Source organism: Vagococcus sp. JNUCC 83 (assembly GCF_053667615.1).
The window spans coordinates 899,015-923,652 of sequence record NZ_CM132204.1 but is presented as its reverse complement, the minus strand read 5'-3'; the positions used below and the strand labels follow the sequence as shown (position 1 = coordinate 923,652).

General features: G+C 33.6%; 29 protein-coding genes. 22 read left to right on the top strand and 7 right to left on the bottom strand.

Annotated elements, in window-relative coordinates; translation table 11 throughout:
- Positions 1-18: 18 nt before the first annotated feature.
- Both mutM and coaE read left to right on the top strand, forming a co-directional pair.
- The gene (gene mutM / locus JNUCC83_RS04340; protein WP_454460999.1) at positions 19-849 is read left to right on the top strand and encodes a DNA-formamidopyrimidine glycosylase; all 831 of its coding nucleotides are present in this window, start codon (positions 19-21) and stop codon (positions 847-849) included.
- An 11-nt stretch (positions 850-860) separates the two neighbouring features.
- Positions 861-1,454: a dephospho-CoA kinase gene (gene coaE / locus JNUCC83_RS04335; RefSeq protein ID WP_454460998.1), complete on the top strand. Its 594-nt coding sequence runs from the start codon at positions 861-863 to the stop codon at positions 1,452-1,454.
- 40 nt (positions 1,455-1,494) lie between these two features.
- Here the strand turns inward: coaE and JNUCC83_RS04330 are convergent, their stop codons facing one another.
- On the bottom strand, positions 1,495-3,111 hold the full coding sequence (locus tag JNUCC83_RS04330) for an MFS transporter (RefSeq protein ID WP_454460997.1): 1,617 nt from the start codon (positions 3,109-3,111) through the stop codon (positions 1,495-1,497).
- A 306-nt stretch (positions 3,112-3,417) separates the two neighbouring features.
- Between JNUCC83_RS04330 and nrdR the strand changes: the two genes are divergently transcribed.
- The 5 genes from nrdR to rpmF all read left to right on the top strand — a co-directional run bounded on the left by nrdR (position 3,418) and on the right by rpmF (position 7,130).
- On the top strand, positions 3,418-3,882 hold the full coding sequence (nrdR, locus tag JNUCC83_RS04325; RefSeq protein ID WP_454460996.1) for a transcriptional regulator NrdR: 465 nt from the start codon (positions 3,418-3,420) through the stop codon (positions 3,880-3,882).
- Between the two features lie 29 nt (positions 3,883-3,911).
- Positions 3,912-5,315, top strand: coding sequence for a replication initiation and membrane attachment family protein (locus tag JNUCC83_RS04320; RefSeq protein ID WP_454460995.1), 1,404 nt, complete (start codon positions 3,912-3,914; stop codon positions 5,313-5,315).
- A complete protein-coding gene (gene dnaI, locus JNUCC83_RS04315; RefSeq protein ID WP_454460994.1) occupies positions 5,312-6,250 on the top strand; it encodes a primosomal protein DnaI in 939 nt (312 codons plus the stop codon). The genes JNUCC83_RS04320 and dnaI overlap by 4 nt, the downstream gene beginning before the upstream one ends.
- A gap of 81 nt (positions 6,251-6,331) precedes the next feature.
- A complete protein-coding gene (locus JNUCC83_RS04310) occupies positions 6,332-6,892 on the top strand; it encodes a YceD family protein (protein WP_454460993.1) in 561 nt (186 codons plus the stop codon).
- Between the two features lie 58 nt (positions 6,893-6,950).
- Positions 6,951-7,130 (top strand): 50S ribosomal protein L32, encoded by a 180-nt coding sequence (gene rpmF / locus JNUCC83_RS04305; protein ID WP_071456833.1) that lies wholly within the window; start codon positions 6,951-6,953, stop codon positions 7,128-7,130.
- 48 nt (positions 7,131-7,178) lie between these two features.
- Here rpmF and plsY read toward each other — a convergent pair whose 3' ends face one another.
- Entirely contained in the window at positions 7,179-7,811 is a 633-nt protein-coding gene (gene plsY / locus JNUCC83_RS04300) for a glycerol-3-phosphate 1-O-acyltransferase PlsY (RefSeq protein WP_454460992.1), read from the bottom strand.
- Between the two features lie 131 nt (positions 7,812-7,942).
- Between plsY and JNUCC83_RS04295 the strand changes: the two genes are divergently transcribed.
- The 8 genes from JNUCC83_RS04295 (at position 7,943) to JNUCC83_RS04260 (ending at position 14,270) form a co-directional block, all read left to right on the top strand.
- Positions 7,943-8,359 carry a CoA-binding protein gene (locus tag JNUCC83_RS04295; RefSeq protein ID WP_454460991.1) on the top strand — a complete coding sequence of 139 codons (417 nt, stop codon included), beginning with the start codon at positions 7,943-7,945 and terminating at the stop codon, positions 8,357-8,359.
- Positions 8,360-8,546: 187 nt separating this feature from the next.
- Entirely contained in the window at positions 8,547-9,602 is a 1,056-nt protein-coding gene (locus JNUCC83_RS04290; protein WP_454460990.1) for a phosphate/phosphite/phosphonate ABC transporter substrate-binding protein, read from the top strand.
- 75 nt (positions 9,603-9,677) lie between these two features.
- Entirely contained in the window at positions 9,678-10,427 is a 750-nt protein-coding gene (phnC, locus tag JNUCC83_RS04285; protein WP_454460989.1) for a phosphonate ABC transporter ATP-binding protein, read from the top strand.
- Between the two features lie 2 nt (positions 10,428-10,429).
- Positions 10,430-11,230, top strand: coding sequence for a phosphonate ABC transporter, permease protein PhnE (gene phnE / locus JNUCC83_RS04280; RefSeq protein ID WP_454460988.1), 801 nt, complete (start codon positions 10,430-10,432; stop codon positions 11,228-11,230).
- 15 nt (positions 11,231-11,245) lie between these two features.
- Positions 11,246-12,055, top strand: a complete 810-nt coding sequence (gene phnE / locus JNUCC83_RS04275) for a phosphonate ABC transporter, permease protein PhnE (RefSeq protein ID WP_454460987.1) — start codon at positions 11,246-11,248, stop codon at positions 12,053-12,055.
- Positions 12,048-13,592 (top strand): bifunctional metallophosphatase/5'-nucleotidase, encoded by a 1,545-nt coding sequence (locus tag JNUCC83_RS04270; RefSeq protein ID WP_454460986.1) that lies wholly within the window; start codon positions 12,048-12,050, stop codon positions 13,590-13,592. The genes phnE (JNUCC83_RS04275) and JNUCC83_RS04270 overlap by 8 nt, the downstream gene beginning before the upstream one ends.
- A gap of 117 nt (positions 13,593-13,709) precedes the next feature.
- Positions 13,710-13,943, top strand: a complete 234-nt coding sequence (locus JNUCC83_RS04265) for an AbrB/MazE/SpoVT family DNA-binding domain-containing protein (protein ID WP_454460985.1) — start codon at positions 13,710-13,712, stop codon at positions 13,941-13,943.
- Positions 13,944-14,270: a type II toxin-antitoxin system PemK/MazF family toxin gene (locus tag JNUCC83_RS04260; RefSeq protein WP_454460984.1), complete on the top strand. Its 327-nt coding sequence runs from the start codon at positions 13,944-13,946 to the stop codon at positions 14,268-14,270.
- 253 nt (positions 14,271-14,523) lie between these two features.
- Here the strand turns inward: JNUCC83_RS04260 and JNUCC83_RS04255 are convergent, their stop codons facing one another.
- The 3 genes from JNUCC83_RS04255 to JNUCC83_RS04245 form a co-directional block, all read right to left on the bottom strand.
- Entirely contained in the window at positions 14,524-15,765 is a 1,242-nt protein-coding gene (locus tag JNUCC83_RS04255) for an IS256 family transposase (RefSeq protein WP_454459153.1), read from the bottom strand.
- Positions 15,766-15,958: 193 nt separating this feature from the next.
- On the bottom strand, positions 15,959-16,234 hold the full coding sequence (locus JNUCC83_RS04250) for a hypothetical protein (protein ID WP_454460983.1): 276 nt from the start codon (positions 16,232-16,234) through the stop codon (positions 15,959-15,961).
- Between the two features lie 34 nt (positions 16,235-16,268).
- Positions 16,269-16,601 (bottom strand): hypothetical protein, encoded by a 333-nt coding sequence (locus JNUCC83_RS04245; protein ID WP_454460982.1) that lies wholly within the window; start codon positions 16,599-16,601, stop codon positions 16,269-16,271.
- Between the two features lie 126 nt (positions 16,602-16,727).
- Here JNUCC83_RS04245 and JNUCC83_RS04240 point away from each other — a divergent pair, with 126 nt between their 5' ends.
- The 5 genes from JNUCC83_RS04240 (at position 16,728) to JNUCC83_RS04220 (ending at position 19,237) form a co-directional block, all read left to right on the top strand.
- On the top strand, positions 16,728-16,982 hold the full coding sequence (locus JNUCC83_RS04240; RefSeq protein WP_454460981.1) for a DUF2087 domain-containing protein: 255 nt from the start codon (positions 16,728-16,730) through the stop codon (positions 16,980-16,982).
- Between the two features lie 102 nt (positions 16,983-17,084).
- Positions 17,085-17,711 carry a TIM44-like domain-containing protein gene (locus JNUCC83_RS04235; protein ID WP_454460980.1) on the top strand — a complete coding sequence of 209 codons (627 nt, stop codon included), beginning with the start codon at positions 17,085-17,087 and terminating at the stop codon, positions 17,709-17,711.
- Positions 17,712-17,750: 39 nt separating this feature from the next.
- A complete protein-coding gene (locus JNUCC83_RS04230) occupies positions 17,751-17,966 on the top strand; it encodes a hypothetical protein (protein WP_454460979.1) in 216 nt (71 codons plus the stop codon).
- A 32-nt stretch (positions 17,967-17,998) separates the two neighbouring features.
- Positions 17,999-18,460: an NUDIX domain-containing protein gene (locus tag JNUCC83_RS04225; RefSeq protein WP_454460978.1), complete on the top strand. Its 462-nt coding sequence runs from the start codon at positions 17,999-18,001 to the stop codon at positions 18,458-18,460.
- Between the two features lie 150 nt (positions 18,461-18,610).
- Positions 18,611-19,237 carry a FusB/FusC family EF-G-binding protein gene (locus JNUCC83_RS04220; RefSeq protein ID WP_454460977.1) on the top strand — a complete coding sequence of 209 codons (627 nt, stop codon included), beginning with the start codon at positions 18,611-18,613 and terminating at the stop codon, positions 19,235-19,237.
- A 167-nt stretch (positions 19,238-19,404) separates the two neighbouring features.
- Here the strand turns inward: JNUCC83_RS04220 and JNUCC83_RS04215 are convergent, their stop codons facing one another.
- Together JNUCC83_RS04215 and JNUCC83_RS04210 are read right to left on the bottom strand one after the other, a co-directional pair.
- The gene (locus tag JNUCC83_RS04215) at positions 19,405-20,046 is read right to left on the bottom strand and encodes an ATP-binding cassette domain-containing protein (protein WP_454460976.1); all 642 of its coding nucleotides are present in this window, start codon (positions 20,044-20,046) and stop codon (positions 19,405-19,407) included.
- A gap of 24 nt (positions 20,047-20,070) precedes the next feature.
- Positions 20,071-21,507 carry an ABC transporter permease gene (locus JNUCC83_RS04210; protein ID WP_454460975.1) on the bottom strand — a complete coding sequence of 479 codons (1,437 nt, stop codon included), beginning with the start codon at positions 21,505-21,507 and terminating at the stop codon, positions 20,071-20,073.
- Between the two features lie 320 nt (positions 21,508-21,827).
- Between JNUCC83_RS04210 and licT the strand changes: the two genes are divergently transcribed.
- Positions 21,828-22,664, top strand: a complete 837-nt coding sequence (gene licT, locus JNUCC83_RS04205) for a BglG family transcription antiterminator LicT (RefSeq protein ID WP_454460974.1) — start codon at positions 21,828-21,830, stop codon at positions 22,662-22,664.
- A 91-nt stretch (positions 22,665-22,755) separates the two neighbouring features.
- On the top strand, positions 22,756-24,627 hold the full coding sequence (locus tag JNUCC83_RS04200; RefSeq protein WP_454460973.1) for a beta-glucoside-specific PTS transporter subunit IIABC: 1,872 nt from the start codon (positions 22,756-22,758) through the stop codon (positions 24,625-24,627).
- Positions 24,628-24,638 lie beyond the last annotated feature (11 nt).

Below are 24,638 nucleotides of genomic sequence, written 5' to 3'. Positions count from 1 at the left end.
GTTAAAGGGGTCGAACGAATGCCTGAATTACCAGAAGTTGAAACAGTTAGAAAAGGACTGGTTCAACTTGTTAAAGGAAAAGAAATAAGCAACGTCATTGTTGACTGGGGACGAATTATTGAATCGCCTGAAGTAGATGACTTTATTCATACGTTGGTTGGTCAAACCATTTTAGATGTTGATCGACGTGGAAAGTTTTTAATTTTCAAACTGAGTCATAATGACATGATTAGCCATTTGCGAATGGAAGGAAAATTCGAGTATCACAATCAAGCTGACGATATCCAGAAACATACGCATGTTAGGTTTCAATTTACAGATGGAACAGAATTACGGTATTTAGATGTGAGGAAATTTGGTCGTCTATCACTGGAGTCAAAAGGCCAGGGTGAAGAGTATAAAGGAATCAAAAAACTTGGGCCAGAGCCTGTTTTACCTGATTTTGATTTGTCAGTTTTTAAAGAACAATTAAAGAAAAAACATCGTGCAATAAAACCATTATTATTAGACCAAACACTTGTGACTGGTTTAGGAAATATCTATGTGGATGAAGCATTGTATCAATCTTGTATCCATCCAGAACAAGTAGCAAGTCATTTAACCGATAAAGAAATTACTACGCTTCATACGGCGATTATTGATGTGTTGGCGACTGCTGTTAAAGCCGGTGGCACAACGATTAGAACGTATAAAAATGCTTTAGGAGATGCTGGGAATTTTCAAGTTTATTTGTCTGCTTATGGCAAACAAGGCGAAGCGTGTAAGCGATGTGGTCACACAATAGAAAAAATAAAAGTCGCTCAACGTGGCACGCATTTTTGTCCGGTCTGTCAAGTGGTACATGATTAGGGGGAAATCATATGACGTATTTATTAGGACTAACTGGGGGGATTGCTTCTGGAAAATCAACCATCAGTGATTATTTTAAAGCAAAAAATATCCCTGTGATTGATGCAGATTTGGTCGCTAGAGAAGTTGTTGAACCAGGCACTAAAGGACTTGAGCAGATTGTTCAAGACTTTGGCCAGTCAATTCTTTTAGCTGATGGCACACTAAATAGAAAAAAATTAGGGTCAATGATTTTTGAAGATAGTAAAAAGAGAGAGAGACTCAATGCTATTTTGTCGGGTGCTATTAGACAGAACATACTGGATAAAATATCAGAGCTAAAAAAATTACAACGTCCACTGATAGTGCTTGATATTCCTTTACTATATGAAGGTGGATACCAAGAGTTAGTGAATTCAGTGATGGTGTGTTATGTGCCTAAAGAGATTCAACTATCTCGTTTGATGAAACGTGACAAGTTGACAAAACAAGAGGCAATGAAACGAATCGATAGTCAAATGACTCTTGAAGAGAAGAATAAGTTAGCTGATGTTGTAATAGATAATAGTGGTCGAATTGATGACACCCTAAAACAAGTACAAACTTGGCTTGAACAAGAGAGATAAAAAAACCACCTGAGAATTTTATGCTCAGGTGGTTCTATTATTATTTAGTGGCTTTGTCTTTGCGTTTATACAAGCCAAATGTTAACACAAAACTAATTAACATAATGATAGATGCAATACCAATTGTTTTGACAACACTGTTTGTAAAGTTATTATCAAGTTTTGCCACAATGTTATTTTGGACATCTTTTGTTAAGTGTAATTCAGCAGGGTTTGATTGTTTTAATACACGAATAGAAGAGCCAGCACTTCCGATAACACTGGATTCCAATGATTTTTGGACTTGTGTTGGTAAGCCAACATTGTCTAAAGTGTGTGGAATATCATGTTGTAATTGTAACCCAAAGATAGTTCCGATAATCGCAATCCCTAAAGCTGAGCCGATTTGACGGACAGTAGATTGAATACTTGATCCTTGTCCAGATTGTGCAGGCGGTACATCTTTTAACACAATTGATGTTAACTGTGCAGAGGCAAATCCTAACCCAATGCCATAGACAACTAACCAAACAATAATCCAAGTTAATCCATTATTTGGGTCAACTGTTTTAAAGAAGCCGAAAAACCCGAGAGTCTCTAAAAATAATCCAAGAGAAACGACAAATGATGCCGATGTTTTCTGAACTATAAAGGATGCCATCCCGCCGGCTAGAAATGCTCCAAGTCCCATAACGGCTAAAATTCCACCAGCTTTGATTGGGCTTAGTGTTAAAATATTTTGTAAAAATAGTGGGAGTAAAAATAGTAACCCCGATTCTCCAATTGCCACAATTCCAGCAATGGTGTTTCCTAAAGAAAAGCTTTTGAATTTGAATAATGATAAATCGAGTAAATGGGATTTGTTTTGTTTAATCATGTGTGATTCCCAAACTAAGAATAGAGCAAAGAATAAGGCACCGACTACTAACAAAGTAGGAATAATAGATAAGTTAAATAATGTTGAATGATCGCCTTTAACATGCCACCAACCATAATTACGTCCTTCAATAATACCAAATACAAGTAAAATTAAACCAATGGTTGATAAAATAAAACCAACAAAGTCAAACCCACTTGTCATTTTTTCACCATATGTTTCTGGTAAATATTTTAATGACGCAAGGATAATAAACAGCCCAATCGGTAAATTAATCCAGAAAATCCAATGCCATGTCATGTAAGTTGTAAAGTATCCACCTAATAAGGGACCTATAGCTGCCATTCCAGAGATGACTGATCCCCAAACAGCAAAAGCGACGATTCGATCTTTTCCAAAGAAAAGAGCATTTACTGCTGAAAGTGTCGTCGGTAAAACGGTCGCACCACCAATCCCTTGAATGGTTCTAGCAGCCAGCATAAAAGTAATATTTTTAGAAAAGCTTGCCATAATCGACCCGATTAAAAAGACTGTAATCCCAATAATCAGCATTTTTTTTCGTCCGAAATTATCTGCGACACGTCCCATAGTAATCAATAATGAAGAAAAAATTAAAGAATAAAGAGTAATGATCCACTCAGCATCTGTAAATGATAATTTCAAATCCTTCATTATGACTGGTATAGACACATTAACAATGGTTCCGTCGATAACAACAAGTGAAACTGATAATGCTAAAATAGCTAGGGCCCACCATTTGTGTTTTATTGTTTTTTGTTGCGTAGTTGTTGCATCTGTCACTTCAAACACCTCACTTATAATTTTAGTACGATTGTATCTTACACCTAAAGTGACAACTTGTCACAAGAAAAGCAACGAAATCACAATTTTTTTACAAGTGTATAAAAATTATTAATTTAGATGCAAAATAGTCACTAGTATACTCAAAATATTCTAAAGAAATTCTTAAAATGACAAACAAGCTATGAGCAAGTTATCAGAGAATACCTAACAATTACGTGTTTATCTATACCAATAGTGGTGTTACATGTTATAATAGTGCTACTATTTCGTCTATTGAGACAGTTTTAAGAAGAGGTGAAGCAAATGCAATGTCCAAAGTGCCAGTATAGTAGTTCACGAGTGGTGGATAGTCGTCCTGCTGATGATAATCGTGCGATTCGTAGAAGAAGAGAATGCGAAAAGTGTGGTTTTCGTTTTACGACGTTTGAACGCATAGAAGTCTCACCGTTGCTTGTAGTAAAGAAAAATGGAGCACGTGAAGAATTTAACCGTGAAAAAGTATTAAGAGGGTTAGTGCGCTCAGCTGAAAAGCGTCCTGTTTCCATGGATCAGATGGAACAAGTGGTTGAGCGGGTTGAAACAAGAGTCAGAAACATCGGTGACAATGAAGTGTCTACAAATTTAATTGGCGAATACGTGATGGAAGAGTTAGTTAATTTAGATGAGATTGCTTACATCAGATTTGCTAGTGTTTATCGTCAATTTAAAGATATGAGTGTCTTTTTAGAAGAACTTCAGGAAATAATCGATAAAGAAAAAAACGAGTAATGTTATTTATAGAAAGTGATGTGAATTAGGTGTCTAAAACACAGACCCATTTAAAGCCTAAAGATACCTTTGAAGTTCATTATTATAGCCTACTAAATGGTGAAGATATGCGTGTTTTAAACCTATTGTACCAACCGATTATTGGTGGAAATGCACTAGTGCTGTATCAACATTTGATAACTAATGCAACAATGTTTAAAGAGCCAACGCGACATTTTACGTTGCAGGATATGATGAGTTATAGCTTACAAGAGGTATCTGAAGCAAGAGTAAAACTAGAAGCAATCGGTTTAGTCAAAACATATGTGCGTAAAAAAGATGACGGGTATCATTATATTTATTTTTTAGAAAATATTTTACCGCCTCATGTATTTTTATCTGATGATGCTTTATGTTTAATGCTTCTTGATCGTGTTGGTGAAGAACGTTTTAATTCCTTGATAGAGTTGTTTAAACCTAAAAAAATAGATTTGGATGGTTACACGAATATCACAAGTAATTATGTGGATGTGTTTCATATTTCTCAAGAAAGATTAGTTCAAGAAAATAGCATCTTGTCAACAGCAAGTAATGAAATGAAACACGTACCAAGCACTAAAAAAACAGTACCTGAAACAGACAGTTTTGATTGGCAGTTTTTCTTGGACAGCATATCTGGACTAAAATTAGATCAAGATTTCTTAGATAACGAATTTAAACCAATTGTTTTAACCGTGCATGGGTTATATGGTATTAATGAGTTGGAGATGAGCCAACATGTCAAGTTTTGTACAGACTATGTGACCAATCAAATTGACGTTAAGGCATTTAAACATCGAATTTATAAACAATATCATCAGTTAAATCAGTCAAGTCAACCTAATAAATCAGTCAATCAGCCAGTTACATATACTATGCAACAGCTTGATAGACATAAAAATGATTTGAAACATCAAGGGTTTACAACGCCTGAAATAGAAGTAATCGTTTCTTGTGAAAAAATTCCACCGCTTGTTTTTTTAAAAGCTATCAAAGAACAAAAAAATGGATTTGTGGCTCAAAATGAGCGATGGACAATTGAAAATTTAAAAACGCAATCGCCATTACCAGATGAAGTGATTAATATGTTGATTCACTATTCATTAGTCGTGTTGGACAATCCATCAATCAATCAAAATATGGTGAATACGATTGCCAATGATTGGGCACAACATAAAATTACTAAGGCTTCTGAGGCACTGAAACAAGTTAAAAATCACAAAAAAGAATCAGTCAATAAACAGGTTAAAAAGTCATATAATAAAAACTATACAAAAAAACCAATTCGAACTGAAACTCTGCCAGAATGGGCTAAAGAGTCCTCTACTCGTAAAGAAACCCCTCTCTTAGGAGATGAGTTATTGCAGTTAGAACAACAACTAAAACAATTTAATCAAGGTGGTGAGTCATCATGAAGCATATTAATCAACATCTCAATCGAACGGTAAAAAACCAAAATATTAATGATAGATTGATTGAATTGATGGATATTGTCCAAAAAGATAACGATGTTCAATCGTTTATTCAAGAGCATCGTGATAAACTAACTGATGAAGATATTTTAAAAAGCTCAGCGAAATTATATGAATTTGTCAAGGAAAAAGAAAAATTTCTAGCAAATGATGCGTCAATGATTGCTCCTGGATACGAACCAAAACTATTTTTAAATTACCATTTCATTGATGTAACGTATGTACCAACAGAAGAGCTAATTCGTAAAAAAGAATACGAAACGATCCGTAATCGGGTACACACCATTTCTATGCCAAAAGATATTAAAGATGCGTCATTGGACCAGTTTAACATCACTGCCGAAAGACGAGAAGCATTGAGTGAAGCTATCACATTTATGAATGACTACTCTAATGACCCAGATAATTTCCATCAAGGCTTATATTTATATGGAACGTTTGGTGTAGGTAAAACGTATTTGCTAGGAGCAATTGCTAATGGCTTAGCAACAAAAGGAGTAAAGAGTACCATTTTACATTTTCCAACATTTTGTGTGGAGATGAAACAATCAATAAAAGATGACAGTGTGGCATCTAAAATAGATTCGGTTAAAAAAACACCTATATTGATGCTTGATGATATTGGAGCCGACTCTATGAGTGCTTGGATACGAGATGATGTGTTAGGTGTTATTTTACAGTATCGTATGCAAGAAAAGTTACCAACGTTTTTTTCTTCGAACTTAGATATGAGACAATTAGAAGAAGAACACTTGCGATTTTCACAAAAAGGGGACGACGAGCCACTTAAAGCAAAGCGTATTATGGAACGTATTAAGTACCTATCTAAACAAATTACGATGATAGGTGAGAATCGCCGAGAGGATAGTGACTTTTAAAGAATGACTCGTTATCAAAAACTGATTGACAAAGGAATTACAGACTAGTATAATTATTTTTGTTGCTTAAGGAGTGATAGAATGAAATGGGCATTATCAGAATTAAATAAGTTTCGTGGAAGTCAATTAGATTTCTCTGAAACCATTGATTTAAGCGCCTCTCTAAAGAAAAGAGAGCCATCTATTATTGATATTTCTCCAATTAAAGTGAATGGGTTTTTAGAAGTTGATGAGCTGGGTTATTACGCTCATATGACTGTTGAAACCATTCTTACTGTACCATCATCTCGTTCGTTAGAACCTGTTGAGTTACCTCTGAATCTAGTAATAGACGAAGAATATATGACACTAAGACAGTATGATGCATTGAAAGATGTACCAGAAGATGATAAAAGCTTGATAATCGTATTGGAAAAAGATTTAATTGATTTAACAGAAGCAATTGAAGACTTTATCTTACTTAATTTACCATTACAAGTATTAACAGAAGAAGAAAAGCAATCAACAGAATTACCAAAAGGAGACTTTTGGCAAGTTGTTTCAGAAGATGACATCATCGAAGAATTAGACGCTGAAACACAAGCAACTATTGATCCTCGTCTTGCTAAGTTATCTGAGTTTTTTAACGAAGATAACAACTAGTAAGATTGGAATATATGTGACTTGTCACGTATTTAAGTTAGTAGGGAGGTGTATCTAAATGGCAGTACCAAAAAGAAAAACGTCAAAAGCTCGTAAAAATAGACGTCGTACTCATTACAAATTGTCTGCACCAGGTTTAACAGCTTGTAGCAACTGTGGTGAAATGAGAAAATCTCATCATGTGTGCCCTTCATGTGGTCATTATGATGGAAAAGACGTTATGACTAAAGAAGCATAATTTACATTTTTAATAGAAAATGTAAAACCGTTAGACTAACCATGGAGTCTAACGGTTTTTTGTTTTACGTAACCCAAAATTTATTTTGTTTTCTGTTCCAGTCCTGATTCGTTTAATATTATCTCGGTGTCTAATGATAATAAATAACGTGATGGCAACAGCTAATGATGTTAATAGCCAGTTTTGTTCTGATAGAATAAATGGTGCATAAATCGGTAAAACAACGGTTGAAATAGTAATAATTACTGCACTAATCATACTAGCTAAACTCACTGTACTCGTTAAAAATAAAAATAAGATAAACAAACTAGCAGAGTAAATAAAAAATGTTGGCGAATAAGCCAGCAACATCCCAGCGCTTGTCGCAACAGCTTTACCACCTTTAAAGTGTCCAAATATGGGAAACGTATGGCCAAGTATGGCTGCTACACCAAACCATAATGGGTCAATTGATAAACCAAACCACATCGGTAAGCTAGTCGCAATCGTTCCTTTTAAAATATCCATAAACAATACAGTGGTTCCAGCACGTTTTCCTAGTACACGAAACGTGTTGGTTGTTCCAGTATTGCCACTGCCAAAGTCCCTAATGTCTTTATGATAAAAAATCTTTCCAATCCACACGCCTGATTGAATCGAGCCTAATAAATAAGCTAATAAAAATAACGATAGTGTCTTCACATTGTATCCTCCTTAAGGTCAGTCATATTTTACCATGAAATAAGGGAGCGAACAATTAGGATAGGCACTTTAGGAGAAGTAATTACTAATTTTTGTTATAATTAGGACATAAATTAAAGGGGGTCTGTATTATGGCTTATAAAGATTTAGGCGATAAAAAAGTAAAAGAAATTTTGACCAATGCGAAAAATATAGCGGTGGTTGGTTTAAGTGACAATCCTGAAAAAACAAGTTATCAAGTAGCAGAGGTGATGCAGGCAGCAGGTTATAAAATTATTCCTGTTAATCCAATGAAAGTTGGTCAAACAATTTTAGGAGAAACCGTCTATCCTTCGATTGAGTCAGTTGACCAACCAATCGATATTGTCGATGTGTTTAGACCAAGTACAGCTTTAGTTGATGTGGCAAAAGATTTCTTAAAATCAAATGCGCCTGTTTTTTGGGCTCAATTAGGTATAGAAAATGACGAAGCTGCCGACCTTCTATACGAAAATGGTATAAGTGACGTTATCATGAATCGATGCATCAAAATTGAATTACGAAAATAAGGAACAAGTGCAATATTGCACTTGTTTTTTTAATCTTCCTTTTCCGTAAATTTTGTGTAAAATGATGGTAAAATATTCGTTTTTAAGACAAAAAACATGAAATGTAATTGCTTTTACAAAATGAAATGCTATAATTTAAGAGTATTCAAGGAAGTGGGTACACACACATTAAAAGGAGGAACAGTCGTTGTTTAAGAAAGTTTGGAAGTATACAGGTCTAGTTGCGTTGGTAGCAACATTAGGCGCATGTAGTAGCGATTCTGCTAAGGATAAAGGTAGTGAATCAAACAAAGGTAAGGATGATAAAACCATTGAAACATTATCAGTTGGTTTTGTCCCATCAAGAGACCCAGAGGAAATTGTTTCAGCAACAGAACCATTGAAAGAATTAATGCAAAAAGAGTTAAAAGAACAAGGATATGATGTTAAAAAAATCGATATCACTGTTGGAACTAACTTTGAAGCTGTTGGAGAATCTTTAGATTCAGGTACTTTAGACATCGGATTTATTCCTGGTGGAACATATGTATTATATGATGAAGGTGCTGAACCAATCTTAACAGCGACGCGTGCTGGTTTATCAATTGATTCAGATGACGCAAAAGTTTGGAATGAAAATAAACCAACTAAGCCAACTGACAAACAAGTCGACTCTTACCGTGCATTGATGATTGCTGGTCCATCTTCAAAAGGACAAGCAGTTGCAGATAAAGTAAATAAAGGTGAAAAAGTATCATGGAACGATTTAAATAACCTTTCATGGAGCGTGATGAGTTCTTCTTCTCCAGCTGGATATATCTATCCAAGTTTATGGTTAAATGAAAACTATGACAAAAAAATCACTGACTTAAAAAATATCGTACAATCAGATTCTTATGGTAGTGCCTTTGCTCGTCTAGCTTCAGGTCAAGTGGATGTGGTATTAACTTATGCTGATGCTCGTCGTGATAACGAAGAAAACTGGAAAAAAGAATTTGGTCGTGACAAATCAATCTGGGATGAAACAAACGTTATTGGTGTGACACCAGCAATCTACAACGACACAATCTCAGTAAGTAAAAACTCTAAAACAATGACAGATGAGTTGAAAAAAGCGTTACAAAAATCATTTATCAACATCGCTAAAACAGATGAAGGTAAAAAAGTGATTGGAATCTACAGTCATGAAGGATATGTAGAAGCAAATCCTAAAGACTATGACAATGAACGAAAAGCACAAAAATTAGTTCAAGACGCTAAATAAATATAACAAAAGGAAACGTCAAACTGCGATCATCTCTTTTGATGATGGCAGTTTGTTTTTAGAAGGGGTTTTAAGATGATAAAGTTTGATAATGTCCAAATGGTCTATCCAAATGGTTATGTAGGATTAAAAGATATTAATTTAGAAATTGAACAAGGTGAATTTGTTGCCATTATTGGTCTTTCAGGAGCAGGTAAATCGACACTTATTCGTTGTGTCAATCGTATGCATGACGTCTCTAGTGGGACGCTAATGGTCAATGACACGAACGTTGGAAAAATTAAAGGAAAAGAAGTAAGAGAGTTTCGCCGTAAAATAGGAATGATTTTCCAATCATTTAACTTAATTACACGTGCAACTGTATTAAAAAACGTGATGATTTCTTCAGTACCCGAACTTCCTTGGTGGAGACGTGTGTTTGGTATTTTCCCAGAAGACGTTAAAGTCATTGCATTAGAATCACTAGACAATGTTGGGATTTTAGATAAAGCGTTTGTCAGAGTGGATCAACTATCAGGTGGACAGCAACAACGTGTGGCTTTAGCAAGAACTCTAGCTAGCCATCCAGAGGTAATTTTAGCGGATGAACCAGTTGCAGCACTAGACCCTGTTACAGCAAAAACAGTGATGGATGACTTTAAACGAATCAACAAAGACTTAAATATTTCTGTATTAATCAATATTCACCATGTAGATTTGGCGTTAGAATATGCTGATCGAGTAATAGGTATTAGACAAGGACAAATTGTTTATGATGGTCCATCAAAAGATGTGACAGAAGACGTCTTATCAACTGTCTATGATGGGAATAAGGAAGGAGAATAACTATGCGTAAAAAAACGATCACTTTGCCAAATGGAAAACAAGTCGTTCAAAAAGCATCTTATACTCCGTTAATTGTGCTACTGGTATTGGTTTTTATGTATATTTCTATTCAAGTGACACAGTTTAACTTCACGCAATTAATCACTCGTGGCGATCAGTTTTTTGTGATGCTAAAAGCTATGTTTCCACCTAAAATGGACTTTTTAGATAAAGTTTGGTCTCCGTTATTTGACACCATTAAAATGTCATTACTGGGTTCACTCATCGGGGCATTATTGGCTGTACCATTTGCTATACTGGCTTCTAATAATATTGTAAAAAATCGCTTTGTGTCTTCATTGTTCAAACTTATTTTGAGTTTCTTAAGAACGTTACCGACAATTGTTATTGCGTTAATCGCTACGTTTGTCTTTGGTTTAGGAACAATGGCCGGAACGGTTGCTATCTTTATTTTTACCATCTCTTATGTGGGAAAACTAACGTATGAACAAATTGAAGCACTTGATATGTCGACTTTTGAAGCGCTAGAATCAATGGGCCTAACACGATTACAAGCCTTTCGTTATAGTGTCATTCCAGCTATTTTACCCTCTTATTTATCGACATCGCTATTTAACTTTGAAGGAAACTTACGTTATGCCTCAATTTTAGGATATGTTGGTGCTGGTGGGTTAGGTATTTTACTTAACGAACAACTAGGATGGCGTGATTACGGAAACGTTGGGACGATTCTTGTGGTATTAGTTATTACAGTCGGAATTATTGAAACAATTAGTGAGTATTTCCGTAAAAAATTACAATAGAAAAGGAAGACATATATGAATCAACGTATTTTAACTGAATTAAACAAAGAACCAAATAAGACGAAGCAATACGTGATCTTATTAGCTGTCTTACTTGGGGCATTTATCTGGTCATTGTCTGCATTAAATTTTAATGCTATGGATGAAGGTGGCGGAAAAATTGCTGTAAACATCCTAAAAGGGATTGTCCAACCAGATACTAATCTTTTATTTAATGGTACCAAACAAGGTGTGCCATACTTATTATTCGAAACCATTTGTATTGCCTTTTTAGGGACGATTTTTGGCGCGATTTTATCTATTCCAATTGCCTTTTTAATGTCACCAAGTATCATGCCAAAACCTGTTTATTTATTTATGAGAGCTTTTGTTGTCATTATAAGAACGATTCCTGCGTTAGTGTATGGATTAATGTTTATTCGTGTGACTGGACCTGGGCCATTTGCTGGTGTGATGACGATGTCTTTAACATCAATAGGGATGGTTTCGAAACTCTATGTTGACGTGATTGAGGAAATTGACACCGGGATTTTAGAATCAATGGATTCGTTTGGCTGTACAACATTTGAAAAAATTCGTTTTGGGATTATTCCGCAGTTAATTGCAAACTTTACGTCAATAACAATTTACCGTTTTGACATGAACTTACGTGACGCAACGATTCTTGGTTTAGTAGGGGCCGGTGGTATCGGTGCACCACTTATCTTTGCGATGAATTCATATCGTTGGCATCAAGTAGGCTCAATCTTAATTGGTTTAATTGTGTTAATCTTAATTGTCGAAGTGATATCAAACTATTTGAGAGGAAAATTAGTCAATGGATAAACTAACTATTTTATCAACCAGTGATACACATGGTTATTTATACCCAACCGATTTTCGTGCAATCAACCAAGATTTACCATTTGGTCTATCTAAAGCTGTCACAGCCATAAAGAAAGAACAACAAAAACAAGATAGCTCAATCGTTTTAAACGACAATGGTGACTTTCTACAAGGCTCACCAATGAGTTACTATCTATCAAAGAAAGAAAACAGCAAACAAGTCGCTGACATCATGAATTCCGTTGGGTATGATGTTGGTGTCCTTGGTAACCATGAGTTTAATTACGGGGTAGACTATTTACTTGATACAGTGAGTCAGCTAAACTACCCAATCGTTTGTGCAAATATTTTAAATGAAAATAATGACCCACTGACTGGTCAAGCTTATGTGATTTTAGAAAAAAACGGGTTAAAAATTGCCATATTAGGCTTAACGACACCATATATTCCCAATTGGGAGCAACCTGAAACCATCAAAGGTCTAACCTTTTTATCAGCGCTTGAAATTGCAAAACATTATGTGCCAAAACTAAGAGAACAAGCTGATGTGGTTATTGTGAGTTATCATGGTGGATTTGAAAAAGATTTAACAACTGGTGAACCAACTGAAAACTTAACTGGTGAAAACGAAGGCTATGATATTGTGACACAAGTTGAGGGCATTGATGCGTTTGTGACAGGTCACCAACACCGAGTGATTGCAGAAAAAATTAAAGGAACCCCCGTTACCCAACCAGGCGATAAAGCCAAACATGTTGGGAAAATAACCCTGACATTATCTGACGACAATACAGTAACTGGTTCAACAGCTGAGTTATTGACAATGGCTGATTATGATGCAGATGCTAATATTGTCACAACATTTAAACCAGTTTTAGATACAGTCGAGAATTGGTTAGATCAACCACTTGGACATATTGACGGTGACATGACAATTACTGATCCAATGACTGTACGAACAGATGGACATCCTTACATTGAGTTTATTCAAGATGTGCAGATGGATGCCACAGGTGCGGATATTTCTGGAACTGCTTTGTTTGATAATGACAGTAAAGGATTTAAATCTGACGTGACGATGCGTGACATAGTGACAAACTACATTTATCCAAATACATTGGCAGTCTTGACTGTATCAGGACAAGACTTGAAAGATGCTTTAGAGCAAAGTGCGGAATATTTTGCCCTTAATGAAAATGGCGAGATTGTAGTGAGTGATAAGTTTTTATACCCAAAAACAGAGCATTACAACTATGATATGTACAGTGGTGTGGGCTATAAAGTCAAAGTATCCAATCCAGTAGGTGAACGAGTGACTGAGCTAACTTATAAAAATCAGCCTGTACAGATGGATGACTCACTGGATATTGTTATCAATCAATACCGTGCAGTTGGTGGAGGAAATTACGCGATGTTTGATGCGTCAAAAATTATTAAAGAAGTGACAGTGGATATGACAGAACTCATTTCTAACTTTTTACAAACTCATCCAACCTACAAAGCCAAAACAAGTGTTGATTTTAAAGTAGAAAAATAATATTTTATACCGACTAGAATGACCTAGTGGGTATTTTTTTATCTCAATCGTTCCTTTTTGACAAACATGTTAAACCTAGTTATACTTGATTTAACAAATGACTAGGAGATGAGAGCTATGGAAACAGTTGTTAGAAAGATTGGAAACTCTGTTGGCGCGATTTTTCCAAAAGATATTTCTCCAGAAGTCGGAGACACGTATATGATTTCAAAAGTGGGGGATGCCTATATTTTGAAACCAAAAAAAGAAGACATTTTTAAACATGCAGATGACTGGGCAGGCTTTAGAGACTCAGTGACAGAAGAAGACACTGAGTGGGATATTATGGGTGCTGAAGGAGACGAACATTAGATGGAAGCTCCAAAGCAAAAAGATATTGTTTGGATGGATTTTGACCCATCAAAAGGCAAAGAAATCAAAAAACGTCGTCCAGCTTTAGTCGTAAGCCGTGACGAATTTAATCAACATACAGGTTTTTGCCTAGTCTGTCCTATTACCTCAACTAATAGAAAATATTCAACTTACATCACCATTAAACACCCACAAAAAATTGCTGGTGAGGTGGTGACACACCAACTGCGTTCGATAGATTATACAACGAGACACTTAAAAATCATCGAACAATGTGATATGTTAACTTGGATAGAGGTCACAGAAGTGATTGACATGTTTATTTAAGGATTTCATCGTCGATTTTATATATGATTGAATGACTACTAAAGGGATGGTTAATACTATTTAGTAGTCACTTGGGTTTGTCAAGTTAAGTGTGTAAGTAATTTTAAATAATAATAGAACGACAATTTGACAATGAGTCGTCCTGTGATAATCTTCGAGGATAAGAGGGCATTTTTAATAAAGCTCTTGTCCCGATAAAAATTCACAGGACGAGAGACTCGTTGTCAAATTATATATATCCAACCTATTTTGATTAGTACCGATTATATTTTTCAACTCGTTTTGAAAAAGAATCATTAACAGTTAATTGATTAAGCACCATAGCCCAATTGTGAACGTGTCCACCTTCCCATTTACTTTGAAGTTCTTTTACTCGAAGATATAGCAGCTTAAGAAGGGCATTCTCATTAGGGAAAGCGCCTTTTTTAGTTACCTTACGGAAACTTGAATGAACACTCTCTACAGCATTTGTTGTGTACATTATTTTTCGAATAGCTGATCCATAATCAAATAGTTGTTCAACATGTTGAAAATTTCTTTTCCAAACATCAACAGCTCCTGGATAAATAGCCCACTTTGTTTGAAAGGTATCAAAAGCTGTTTGAGCAGCTTTTAAAGAAGAAGCGCTGTAAAAAGACTTCATATCCTTACAAACTTCTTTATAACTCTTACTTGGTACATAGCGAAGGGCATTTCTAACTAAATGAACTAAACAACGTTGAACCACAACGCCTGGGAAAATAGCTTTAGCACCATTTTCAAGTCCTGATACGCCGTCCATTGAAATAAATAGAATATCTTCAACTCCACGCTCTTTAATCTCATCAAAAATCTGCATCCATCTGTTTTTTGATTCTGTTTGATTTAACCAAAGGCCTAAAATTTCTTTATTTCCTTTTAAATCATAGCCAAGAATTGTATACACTGCACATTCTTTCACTTCATAATTTTCTCTTAGAGTGACATACATACAATCAACAAACAAGAAGGCATAGCATTTGGCCAGAGGTCTGATTTGCCATTCCTCAAGTTCTGATAATATTTGATCTGTGATATCCGACACCATGTCATGAGAAATAGTAAAGCCATAAATATCTTCAATTGTCGAGGCAATATCTCGTTGACTCATGCCTTTGGCATACATAGAAAGAACTTTACTTTCAATACTTGAAACGTCTTTGCTTCTTTTAGGAATAATTTCTGGTTCAAAAGAAGCATCTCTATCTCTTGGAACCTGAATGTCTAATTCACCGAAACTTGTTTTTAACTTTTTATTTCCATATCCATTCCGTCTGTTTTGAGTTTCTTTTTCTTGTCTTGACTGATTCTCATAACCTAAATGATTATCTAATTCTCCACGTAGCATAGCTTCAAACATCGGTCCAAAAACATCTTTTAAAGCTTCTTGCATATCTTCAACCGATTCTGGTTGATAGATGTCAATAATTGATTGAGCTAACTTCGCTGATTTTTGGTCTCTTTTCTTTTTAGCCACAGCTTCTCACTCCTTTAATCTATTGTAAAAAAAGAAAAACCGCGAAGCAACCCACTACCTAGGATGGTAGGTTACTTACACAGTTTATATTACACTCTCAGTCACTTTTTATTTTGTTGGGGTTATTCATTTTAACTTCAGCGATGTTTTTAGTCTCGTCAATAATTAAATACACCAGAGTAAACAACTCTCCTTAAAATAAGTTTAGTTTTTGAGGGTTAATATCATCATCTTCTATCTTATCAAATTTTAATTTTATTTTATCTCCTTTTACTAATTTTTCTGGAGAACTAGTGTCTTCTTCTAAAGTAGCTATTATCTCAGTTTTAGTTATTTTTAACACTGAACACTTTAATTCCCTTAAATATGTTCCGTATCCTCCACGCATAATCTCTGGTGGTTTAGTTGTTTGTATTAAAATAATACTGAATATTAGAACCATTAAAAATAGTGTCATTATTTTTTTCATTAGAACCCTCCACGCTATTTTTAATTCAACAGGTTTAGTTAACTTTGTTATGTTTTAAATGGTTAGTCCACGTTAGCTGTAACACTGATTCAGCGATAATGACATAGATAAAAAAAGCTAGGAAAATATATCTGCTATCAATTTGTATAGTAACAAAAAAACTCAGAATCGAACATAATAGTGATACAATGCCTGAAATAAAAAAGTAGTTCCCCCTAAAGGCATTACTAAATGCCAAATATTCATTTTTATCTTTTCTAAAAAAATAAAAAATGTCTTTCCATAGTATATTAGGAGTCCATCGAGATAGACTACCAAACAAACTAACAATCGTTATGGCAATAAACATCCCTTTCATCTGATTCACCCTCACTTTCCCTTTTTATGATTATATCATTTTACCTACATATTTTTAACTAATTCGTTGTACAATCAATCTAACAAAAACGATTGTAATAGGTTATATATAATAAACGAAAAAAGGAGGGTTAAAATGACGATCGAGCGATTTTTTAAAGATGGAAAGCTAACGGCTATTCCACGAAAGACAAAAGATAAGACGTTGTTGTTTGAAAAACTAAGTAGTGAATTTGAATCAAAGAAAGATTATACTGAAAAGGAAATCAATGATGTGCTAAAAATCTATTATGATGATTTCGCTATTTTAAGAAGGTTTTTGGTGGATAACCAATACCTTGTCAGGGATGATTATGGGAAAATTTATCGAAAGAATAGTGAGAAAGAATAAAAATTATAGATGGAAACAAATGTACACATGATGTTAAATAGCTATTGTCACGTTATATAGATAGACAACAAAAAAGTTATGGTCTATTCAGGAGGAAAGCAAATGAAAAAGAAATGGTTAAAGTGCTTAGGCTATGTTTTTGTATTTTTCATCATTGTTTTTATGTTTTATCACATTTTTCCAGTTATAGTTGAAGCACGAGCTGGTGGTGGTGGGAATACTGGGGGAAGTTCTGGTGGAGGAAATGGAAGAAATAGTATTTTCGGAGCTCTTTTATTTATTTTACTCGCTCCTCTAATCCTATTGAAAAATTTTCTAACATCCATAAAAGAAAATACTATGTATATGGATGTCGATGATTTAGAATTATGGGAATACAAATCATTGTTTAGAAATATCCAACTTGCTTGGAGTCGTGGAGATATGACAGAAGTCAAAGATCAAATGGATCCAACACTATATGAAGATTTCCAACAAAAACTAGCTGAATATAAACGGTTGAATAAACAAAATATTGTCACTAATATACAGATTGATAAAGTCAAAGTAACACGTTCGACACAAAATAAAGCCTTAAAAAAAGTGTTATTTGCAGGGACACTTATTGACTATTTTGAAGAAAATGGTGTACCACCAAGTGGTGATATTGAGCCGATACCATTTAAAGATATTTGGATTATTGAAAAGGTGGGAGACAAAATTATCGTCAGAGACATTCAAAATCTATAATTTTCTAATTTCTTTTAATAAAAAATTGAGGTGGGACTAATGACAGAAAAAAAGTTATTAAAATCAGAGAAAATACGTTTAAAAAATGATAAATTGCGAGCTAAAGGCAAAGATCCACTAAAAGGTTGGGGAAAGATGGTCAATACTGGATTAGGTGGTATTAATAAAGGATCTCCGATTGATACGAAAGATTTTGTCAAAGATTTGCAGAAAGATATAGCTAGAGAAAATGAACGAAAGAATGTAAATCAATGAAAGGTTTGAAATATGATTAAGGAGTTTAAATAATGACAGACTATTTGTTAAATTTAAGAAAACAAGTTGGTAATAGACCATTAGTAGTCGCAGGTGTACTAGGAGTAGTTACTAATGAAGGAAATATTTTATTAGTTAAAAGAGCTGATAATGGTTTTTGGGGACTTCCAGCTGGCTCGATTGAACTTTATGAATCGCCATATAAAGCTATGTGTCGAGAACTTTTTGAGGAAACAGGATTAAAGACAACAGAAAAAGATATTGAGTTATTGAATGTTTTTGGTGGGAAAACACACACTTACACATACCCTAATGGAGACATTTGTTCATTTGTTTCCATTGGTTTTTTTATAAAATCCTATACGGGAAATATCATCAAAATAACCAATGAAACGAATGATTGTCGCTTTTTTTCTTTAAAATACTTGCCAAATAATATTGCTTGCCATGAAATGGAGATTATTAAGGAATATTGTATTCAACACCTAACATGATGACGATTTTTAATCGTGTTGGTTTAGGTGGTTGAGATGTTTACATAATCTTTCATACTCATTAAATAGTTTATTGTTTGACTAATACTTTGAGGTAACTTATTATTTTTCTTTGGAGTATTAATTATGCAAAATGAAAGGAAGAGTAATATGTTACAACCATATGAATACAACAAAGTTAAGCAAGAAATTACTCGATTGATTGATATTTATAAAACAGTTAATGATAAGCAAGTTATAAAAACATCTCAACTTATGGTAACTAACACTATTGAGACTATACTCGGTGTAGAGTTACATGAAAAAATTTATTCTAGTTATATGGATACTAAATTGACAAATTCAAAAGCAGAGAATTTATTTACTATAATAAAAGCGGATGTAGTGCCATTTCCTCTTGTTTCAGACTCACAAGTTAAAAAGTCATTTAAAAAAGTTAAAAAAATGACCTATCCGAAATTAGACGAGTATGATTTGCAAGAAACAACTTACCTTGCATGGAATGATATTGGTGCACAAAGAAAATATGTTGTGTTTTATCGAAATGGTAAACTGGTCGGGTTAAGTGGAACTATGTCACCACAAGTAAAAAAAAACGTATGTACGATTTGTCATACCATTAGTAACGTCTCAATGTTTTTGACTACGACTAAATCAGCAGGGGATGGAACATATACCAAAAAAGGAAACTATATCTGCGTTGACAGTGAAGAGTGTAACAAACGATTAAATGATTTAACCCATTTATACGATTTTTATGATACAATATCTCATTGATAGACTTATTTTTTGGATTTATCATAGAAAGTTATTTAATCAAAAAAGTTGCCATGATTAATTGGAAATTTCTCAACAAATAAAAACCATTGAAATCAGGTTACCAAAACACTGATTTCAACGGTTTTTTTAATTTAAGTCTCTTTGTATTTTATATAACAACAATGTTAACCATATAGCTTTCCATTAGAAATTCGATAGGTGATATCAGCTATTTTTTCTAGCTCTAAATCATGGGTCACACAGATAACGCATTTTTGTTCTTGGTGAGCTAAATCTTTAAGAAGCTTAATGATTAGTTGACTTGTTTCTGTATCTAAACTCCCTGTTGGTTCATCAGCAAAAATGATTTTATCATCACTTGCGATAGCACGAGCAATAGCAATACGTTGTTGTTGCCCACCAGACAGCTCAGCACATTTACGAGTCATTTGCTCATTAGTAATATCCACTTTCTTTAACATCTCTTTAGCTTTCTTTTTCTTATTTCCCTTATACCCCTGTATGTCCAATGCTAGAATAATATTTTGAATGGGCGTTAGGTAATTGATTAAATTGAATGATTGGAAAACAATGCCACAATTTTTACGATATTGTCTCAAATTCATTTGTTTTAGCGATGTTCCTTCAAATAAAATATCCCCATCTTGTAACGACGATAGACCAGATAGTAGTGAGAGCAGGGTCGTTTTTCCACTACCAGATTTTCCGATAATGGCATACATACTTCCCAATTCAAACGTGGCACTAATGTTAGTTAAAACATCAGAGTAATGGTATTTAAACGATATATTTTTTGCTGTTAACATAATATTCCTCCTATAATAAGTAATTTATTCCGTTCGAAGTAAGATTGTTTTGGGGTCTTTTCTTAATAATAGTAGTAGTGGCACACATGTAGAAACTAGTAAAATAGAAAAGATGATACCTAAAGAAGTCAAGATAATATTTGATTTTAATGTGGTAATTGAAATAGTATCAATTGGCTCTTTTTTTTCTTCTTGAATCATATTAGGTTGAACTATCATTTGTCCGTTATTAATTTGGTTATTATTAGTAGTTGAGTTTTCTTTTGCTTGTTCTGCTGTATTAGAAAGTATTTGGTTTCCAACTGTATTTGCAATTGGTTGGCTAGCCCCTACAGCTATGGAAAATGATATTAATAAGACAAAAGTAGACTCTAGTATAGTTTGCATCATGATTCCAAATGACGATGCGCCGAGTGAGGAAAGTAAGCCAAACTCAAATATTCTATCCTTAAATGAAAATAACATAAATAAAAATAAGATAATGAGTGTCGCCACTGTACCTAGTAATATCACTATGTTAGCAATGTTTGATAATTGATCAATAGAAGCTGTCATATTAGAAATCTGATCTTTATCAGAAATAAAATTTGTATACGTCCAATTATAGTTAAATTCTTTTTTTATTTTTGAAATAATTGTGTCAATTTTGTCAGAGTTTGTTAATTCAATTTTGATAAAATCATACGTCATTTGATGTTTAGACGGATCGTCTAATTTAATTGTATTCTCAGCGACTTTTGTTGTTGTATAGATTTTATTTTCTTTTTTTTCAAGTGGGTCTACAAAATTCATTGCATTTGAATCAGTTTGCTTTTTAGGTTCTAAGTAGTCAAATAGCCCAACAATAGTGCAGTCAACGGGTTTACTTGAGGAGTATCCTCCATTAATTTTATAAGTGTCTCCAATCTTTAATTTGTTTAATTCTGCTAATTTTTTTGAAATGACAACTGGATTTTTTTTTGTTGATTTATAAGGAGCTTCTCCTTCAATTAAAGATGCTTGTCCTTTGTTAAATGAATCAATTTGGTTGAAATTGTCTACACCAAATAAATACTGAGTAGGTTGTTTATACCCATCAGGCATTCCAGCATCTTGTACATTACCCATCATTTTCTTTTCTTCTTCAGTCATAACCATCTGATAGTCAGAATTTATGTAACTCTTACTCTCTACAATTACATTTTTTACTTCAGGCATTTTTTTTATTTTATTGACCATTGATGCATTAAATTCAGGAGTTTCCTCAATTTTCCCTGCATTTTGAGCCGTCATAAGATCTGTTTGTAAAGTTACCTCTGCTTTAATTTGTTTTTTAGCATTAGCAGATGATTCTTCAACCACTAGTTTTATTGAAATTCCTGTAATCACAACAATACTTATTAAGAAAAACAATAAAAATAAAATTACATTCTTTTTTTTTTGATTGGCTATGTTCCACCAAACTCTTCTAAATGTTTTCAAAAAATCACTCCTTTTTTATTGGTGAATTGATAATATCAAATGAATTTGTAGTTTTTATAAATCCAATCTGTAGATTGTCTGTAGAATGGAGGTGATGTCGTTCATATTAGATATATTTTATATATTATTGACAACGCTTTAATAAAGTGATATTCTTTAGATGAATTCATTATGTTATTACTTAGGGTAAGCATTGATGGATACTTAAATTTTTTTTCTTATAATAAATTGGAAGTTATCACGAGAGTGAGCTGAGACCTATTTACATCATTTTTTGAATGATTAAATGGGATTTTTTTGTTTAAAATAGGAGATTGACTATGATCATAGAAAGAGTATTAAATAATAATACCGTTATCTCGTCTAATGGTAAGGGTTTAGATATATTGTTAATGGGTAAAGGTATCGCTTTTGGCAAAAAGAAAGGTTCCGAGGTCGAGATGGACCAAGTGGAAAAAACATTCATTTTGCAGGATAAAAATAATCAAAACAAATTTACAGAATTGTTGATAAATGTGCCGATGGAGTATGTTTTAGTTTCTGAAAAAGTTATTAATTTTGGAAAAATTAAATTAGGAAAAGCTTTGAATGAAACAATTTATATTAATTTAACGGACCATATTTATTCGACAATAGAAAGATATAAAGAAGGCATCGTTCTAAAAAATCCATTAATTTTGGATATAGCAAGATTTTATCCCGATGAATACGCGATTGGAGAAAAGGCGTTATCTATCATTAAATCCGAATTAAATACAGAACTAGAGATAGATGAAGCTGCATTTATTGCGTTGCATTTTATCAATGCTTCCGATAGTAAAACGAATGAATATGCCTATGAAATTACTAGCATTACAAAGAAAATTGATGAAATTGTAAAAGCTCATTATAATACAGAATTTGATGAGACGTCATTAGACTATTATCGCTTTATTACTCATGTTAAATTTTTTGCACAAAGGCTATTGGCAAAAGAACATTACGATGATGAGGACGATGACTTGCTAGAGACATTAAAGACAAAATATGAAAATGAGTATGCTTGTTCTTTAAAAATAAAAGAGTATATTTTGCAAGATTATCAATACGAGTTAAGTGCAACGGAATTAGTTTATCTAACGGCACATATAAGAAGAATAACCAAAAATTTAAATTAAAAAATAGGATTGTTATCTTAACAGAGCATGACCTATTACTAGAATACTAGTGATGGGCCATGCTTTTAATATTTTATGGAGGGAAAAATCAATGAATTACAAGAAAACATCTCAAGATATATATCAAGCTCTAGGGGAAGATAAAAATATTACTTCGGTAACTCACTGTATGACACGTCTGAGAGTAAAATTAAAAGACTCTACTTTAGTAAATGATGATGACGTTAAAAATATTCCTGGTGTTATGGGAGTGATGAAAAAAGGGGGACAATATCAAATTGTTTTAGGGAATGATGTTAATAAATATTATAAAGAATTTATCAAACTAGGTCATTTCGAAACTGGTGAATCTGACAACGAACCTAAAGAAAAAACTTCAGTTTTAAATAGTATCGTCGATGTTATCACAAGTTGTATGTCACCACTTATTCCAGCATTAATTGGTGGTGGTATGATTAAAGTGTTATTAATTGTTTTACCAATGATTAATCTTTTAAGTAAAGACTCTCAGACTTTTAATATCTTGACTTTCTTCGGGGATGCCCCATTTTATTTTATTCCCATAATGTTAGCCTACACTGCAGCACAAAAATTTAAAGTTCAACCTATGCTGGCTGTCACTGTAGCAGGTATTATGCTACATCCTAATTTTGTTGCGATGGTTGCTGAGGGTGATCCCCTAAGTATTTTTGGTTTACCTATTACTTTAGCATCATATGGTTCATCCGTTATTCCAATTTTGATTGTAGTATGGCTCATGAGCTATATTGAAAGATTTTTTGATAAGATTATTCCAACAGTTATTCAAAGTTTTGCTAAACCTTTATTAGTCATTATTGTTTCAGGAGTATTAGCTTTAGTTGTCATTGGTCCATTGGGAACATTTGTGGGTGAGGGATTATCTACTATTATGATTTGGCTTCAAGATAAAGCTGGATGGTTAGCATTAGGATTGATGGCAGCCTTTATGCCTTTGATTGTCATGACAGGTATGCATTGGGCATTTGCACCAATATTTCTAATTGCATCATTTCAAAATCCAGACATGCTTATATTGCCAGCGATGTTAGCTTCAAATATTGCGCAAGGAGCTTCTGCTCTTGCTGTTTCATTTAAATCAAAAAACAAAACGACTAAACAAACGGCTTTAGCTGCAAGTTTATCTGCATTGATAGCTGGGGTAACAGAACCTGGTTTATATGGTATTGCTTTGAAATTTAAGAAACCATTATATGCTTCAATGCTTGCTTCAGGAATAATGGGTGTATTTGCTGGTTTTGTCAATCTGGAATCATATGCCTTTGCAGTTCCATCTTTTGTGTCGATTCCTCAATTTATTGGTGAAAATGGAAATTCAAATATTATTAATGCTTTGATTGTGGCTATCGGTTCGTTTATTCTGTCATTTGTATTTACATGGATTTATGGGTTTAATGAGGATAATACTGTACAAACTAAAAAAGAAAATAATGAAACTAGTAGTAAACAAGATATTCCAGTTAGTAGTGATCCAAAAAAAGTATACTCACCAGTTGTTGGTCAACTAACTTTACTAGAAAAAGTCAATGATCCAACATTCTCAGAAAAAATAATGGGAGATGGTGTAGCAGTTATACCAGAAAATAATACAATCGTATCACCTTTTAATGGAACGGTAACAGCTGTTTTTCCAACGAAACATGCTATAGGTTTAACAAGCGACTCAGGTATTGAATTGTTGATTCATATAGGTATTGATACTGTTGAATTAAATGGACAACATTTTGAATCATTCGTTGAGTCAGGTGATAAAGTTGAACGAGGACAAAAATTGATTGAAGTAGACATAGAAAAGGTTAAGGAAGCCGGTTACGAGATTGTTACACCAATTATCGTGACAAACACGTCTAACTATATTGATGTTGTCGTACCAAAAGATTCAGGCAAAGTATCTAATAATGATGCTATTTTATATACAATATAAGGAGGAATAGC

Excerpts from the sequence above, each read along its gene's own strand:
- JNUCC83_RS04270 (WP_454460986.1), top strand. The coding sequence starts at position 12,048 with ATGGATAAACTAACTATTTTATCAACCAGTGATACACATGGTTATTTA.
- JNUCC83_RS04240 (WP_454460981.1), top strand. The coding sequence starts at position 16,728 with ATGACGATCGAGCGATTTTTTAAAGATGGAAAGCTAACGGCTATTCCA.
- phnC (WP_454460989.1), top strand. The coding sequence starts at position 9,678 with ATGATAAAGTTTGATAATGTCCAAATGGTCTATCCAAATGGTTATGTA.
- coaE (WP_454460998.1), top strand. The coding sequence starts at position 861 with ATGACGTATTTATTAGGACTAACTGGGGGGATTGCTTCTGGAAAATCA.
- JNUCC83_RS04235 (WP_454460980.1), top strand. The coding sequence starts at position 17,085 with ATGAAAAAGAAATGGTTAAAGTGCTTAGGCTATGTTTTTGTATTTTTC.
- JNUCC83_RS04295 (WP_454460991.1), top strand. The coding sequence starts at position 7,943 with ATGGCTTATAAAGATTTAGGCGATAAAAAAGTAAAAGAAATTTTGACC.
- JNUCC83_RS04310 (WP_454460993.1), top strand. The coding sequence starts at position 6,332 with ATGAAATGGGCATTATCAGAATTAAATAAGTTTCGTGGAAGTCAATTA.
- rpmF (WP_071456833.1), top strand. The coding sequence starts at position 6,951 with ATGGCAGTACCAAAAAGAAAAACGTCAAAAGCTCGTAAAAATAGACGT.
- JNUCC83_RS04260 (WP_454460984.1), top strand. The coding sequence starts at position 13,944 with ATGGAAGCTCCAAAGCAAAAAGATATTGTTTGGATGGATTTTGACCCA.
- nrdR (WP_454460996.1), top strand. The coding sequence starts at position 3,418 with ATGCAATGTCCAAAGTGCCAGTATAGTAGTTCACGAGTGGTGGATAGT.
- JNUCC83_RS04200 (WP_454460973.1), top strand. The coding sequence starts at position 22,756 with ATGAATTACAAGAAAACATCTCAAGATATATATCAAGCTCTAGGGGAA.
- phnE (WP_454460987.1), top strand. The coding sequence starts at position 11,246 with ATGAATCAACGTATTTTAACTGAATTAAACAAAGAACCAAATAAGACG.
- dnaI (WP_454460994.1), top strand. The coding sequence starts at position 5,312 with ATGAAGCATATTAATCAACATCTCAATCGAACGGTAAAAAACCAAAAT.
- phnE (WP_454460988.1), top strand. The coding sequence starts at position 10,430 with ATGCGTAAAAAAACGATCACTTTGCCAAATGGAAAACAAGTCGTTCAA.
- JNUCC83_RS04220 (WP_454460977.1), top strand. The coding sequence starts at position 18,611 with ATGTTACAACCATATGAATACAACAAAGTTAAGCAAGAAATTACTCGA.
- JNUCC83_RS04225 (WP_454460978.1), top strand. The coding sequence starts at position 17,999 with ATGACAGACTATTTGTTAAATTTAAGAAAACAAGTTGGTAATAGACCA.
- JNUCC83_RS04250 (WP_454460983.1), bottom strand. The coding sequence starts at position 16,234 with ATGAAAAAAATAATGACACTATTTTTAATGGTTCTAATATTCAGTATT.
- licT (WP_454460974.1), top strand. The coding sequence starts at position 21,828 with ATGATCATAGAAAGAGTATTAAATAATAATACCGTTATCTCGTCTAAT.
- JNUCC83_RS04215 (WP_454460976.1), bottom strand. The coding sequence starts at position 20,046 with ATGTTAACAGCAAAAAATATATCGTTTAAATACCATTACTCTGATGTT.
- JNUCC83_RS04230 (WP_454460979.1), top strand. The coding sequence starts at position 17,751 with ATGACAGAAAAAAAGTTATTAAAATCAGAGAAAATACGTTTAAAAAAT.
- mutM (WP_454460999.1), top strand. The coding sequence starts at position 19 with ATGCCTGAATTACCAGAAGTTGAAACAGTTAGAAAAGGACTGGTTCAA.
- JNUCC83_RS04265 (WP_454460985.1), top strand. The coding sequence starts at position 13,710 with ATGGAAACAGTTGTTAGAAAGATTGGAAACTCTGTTGGCGCGATTTTT.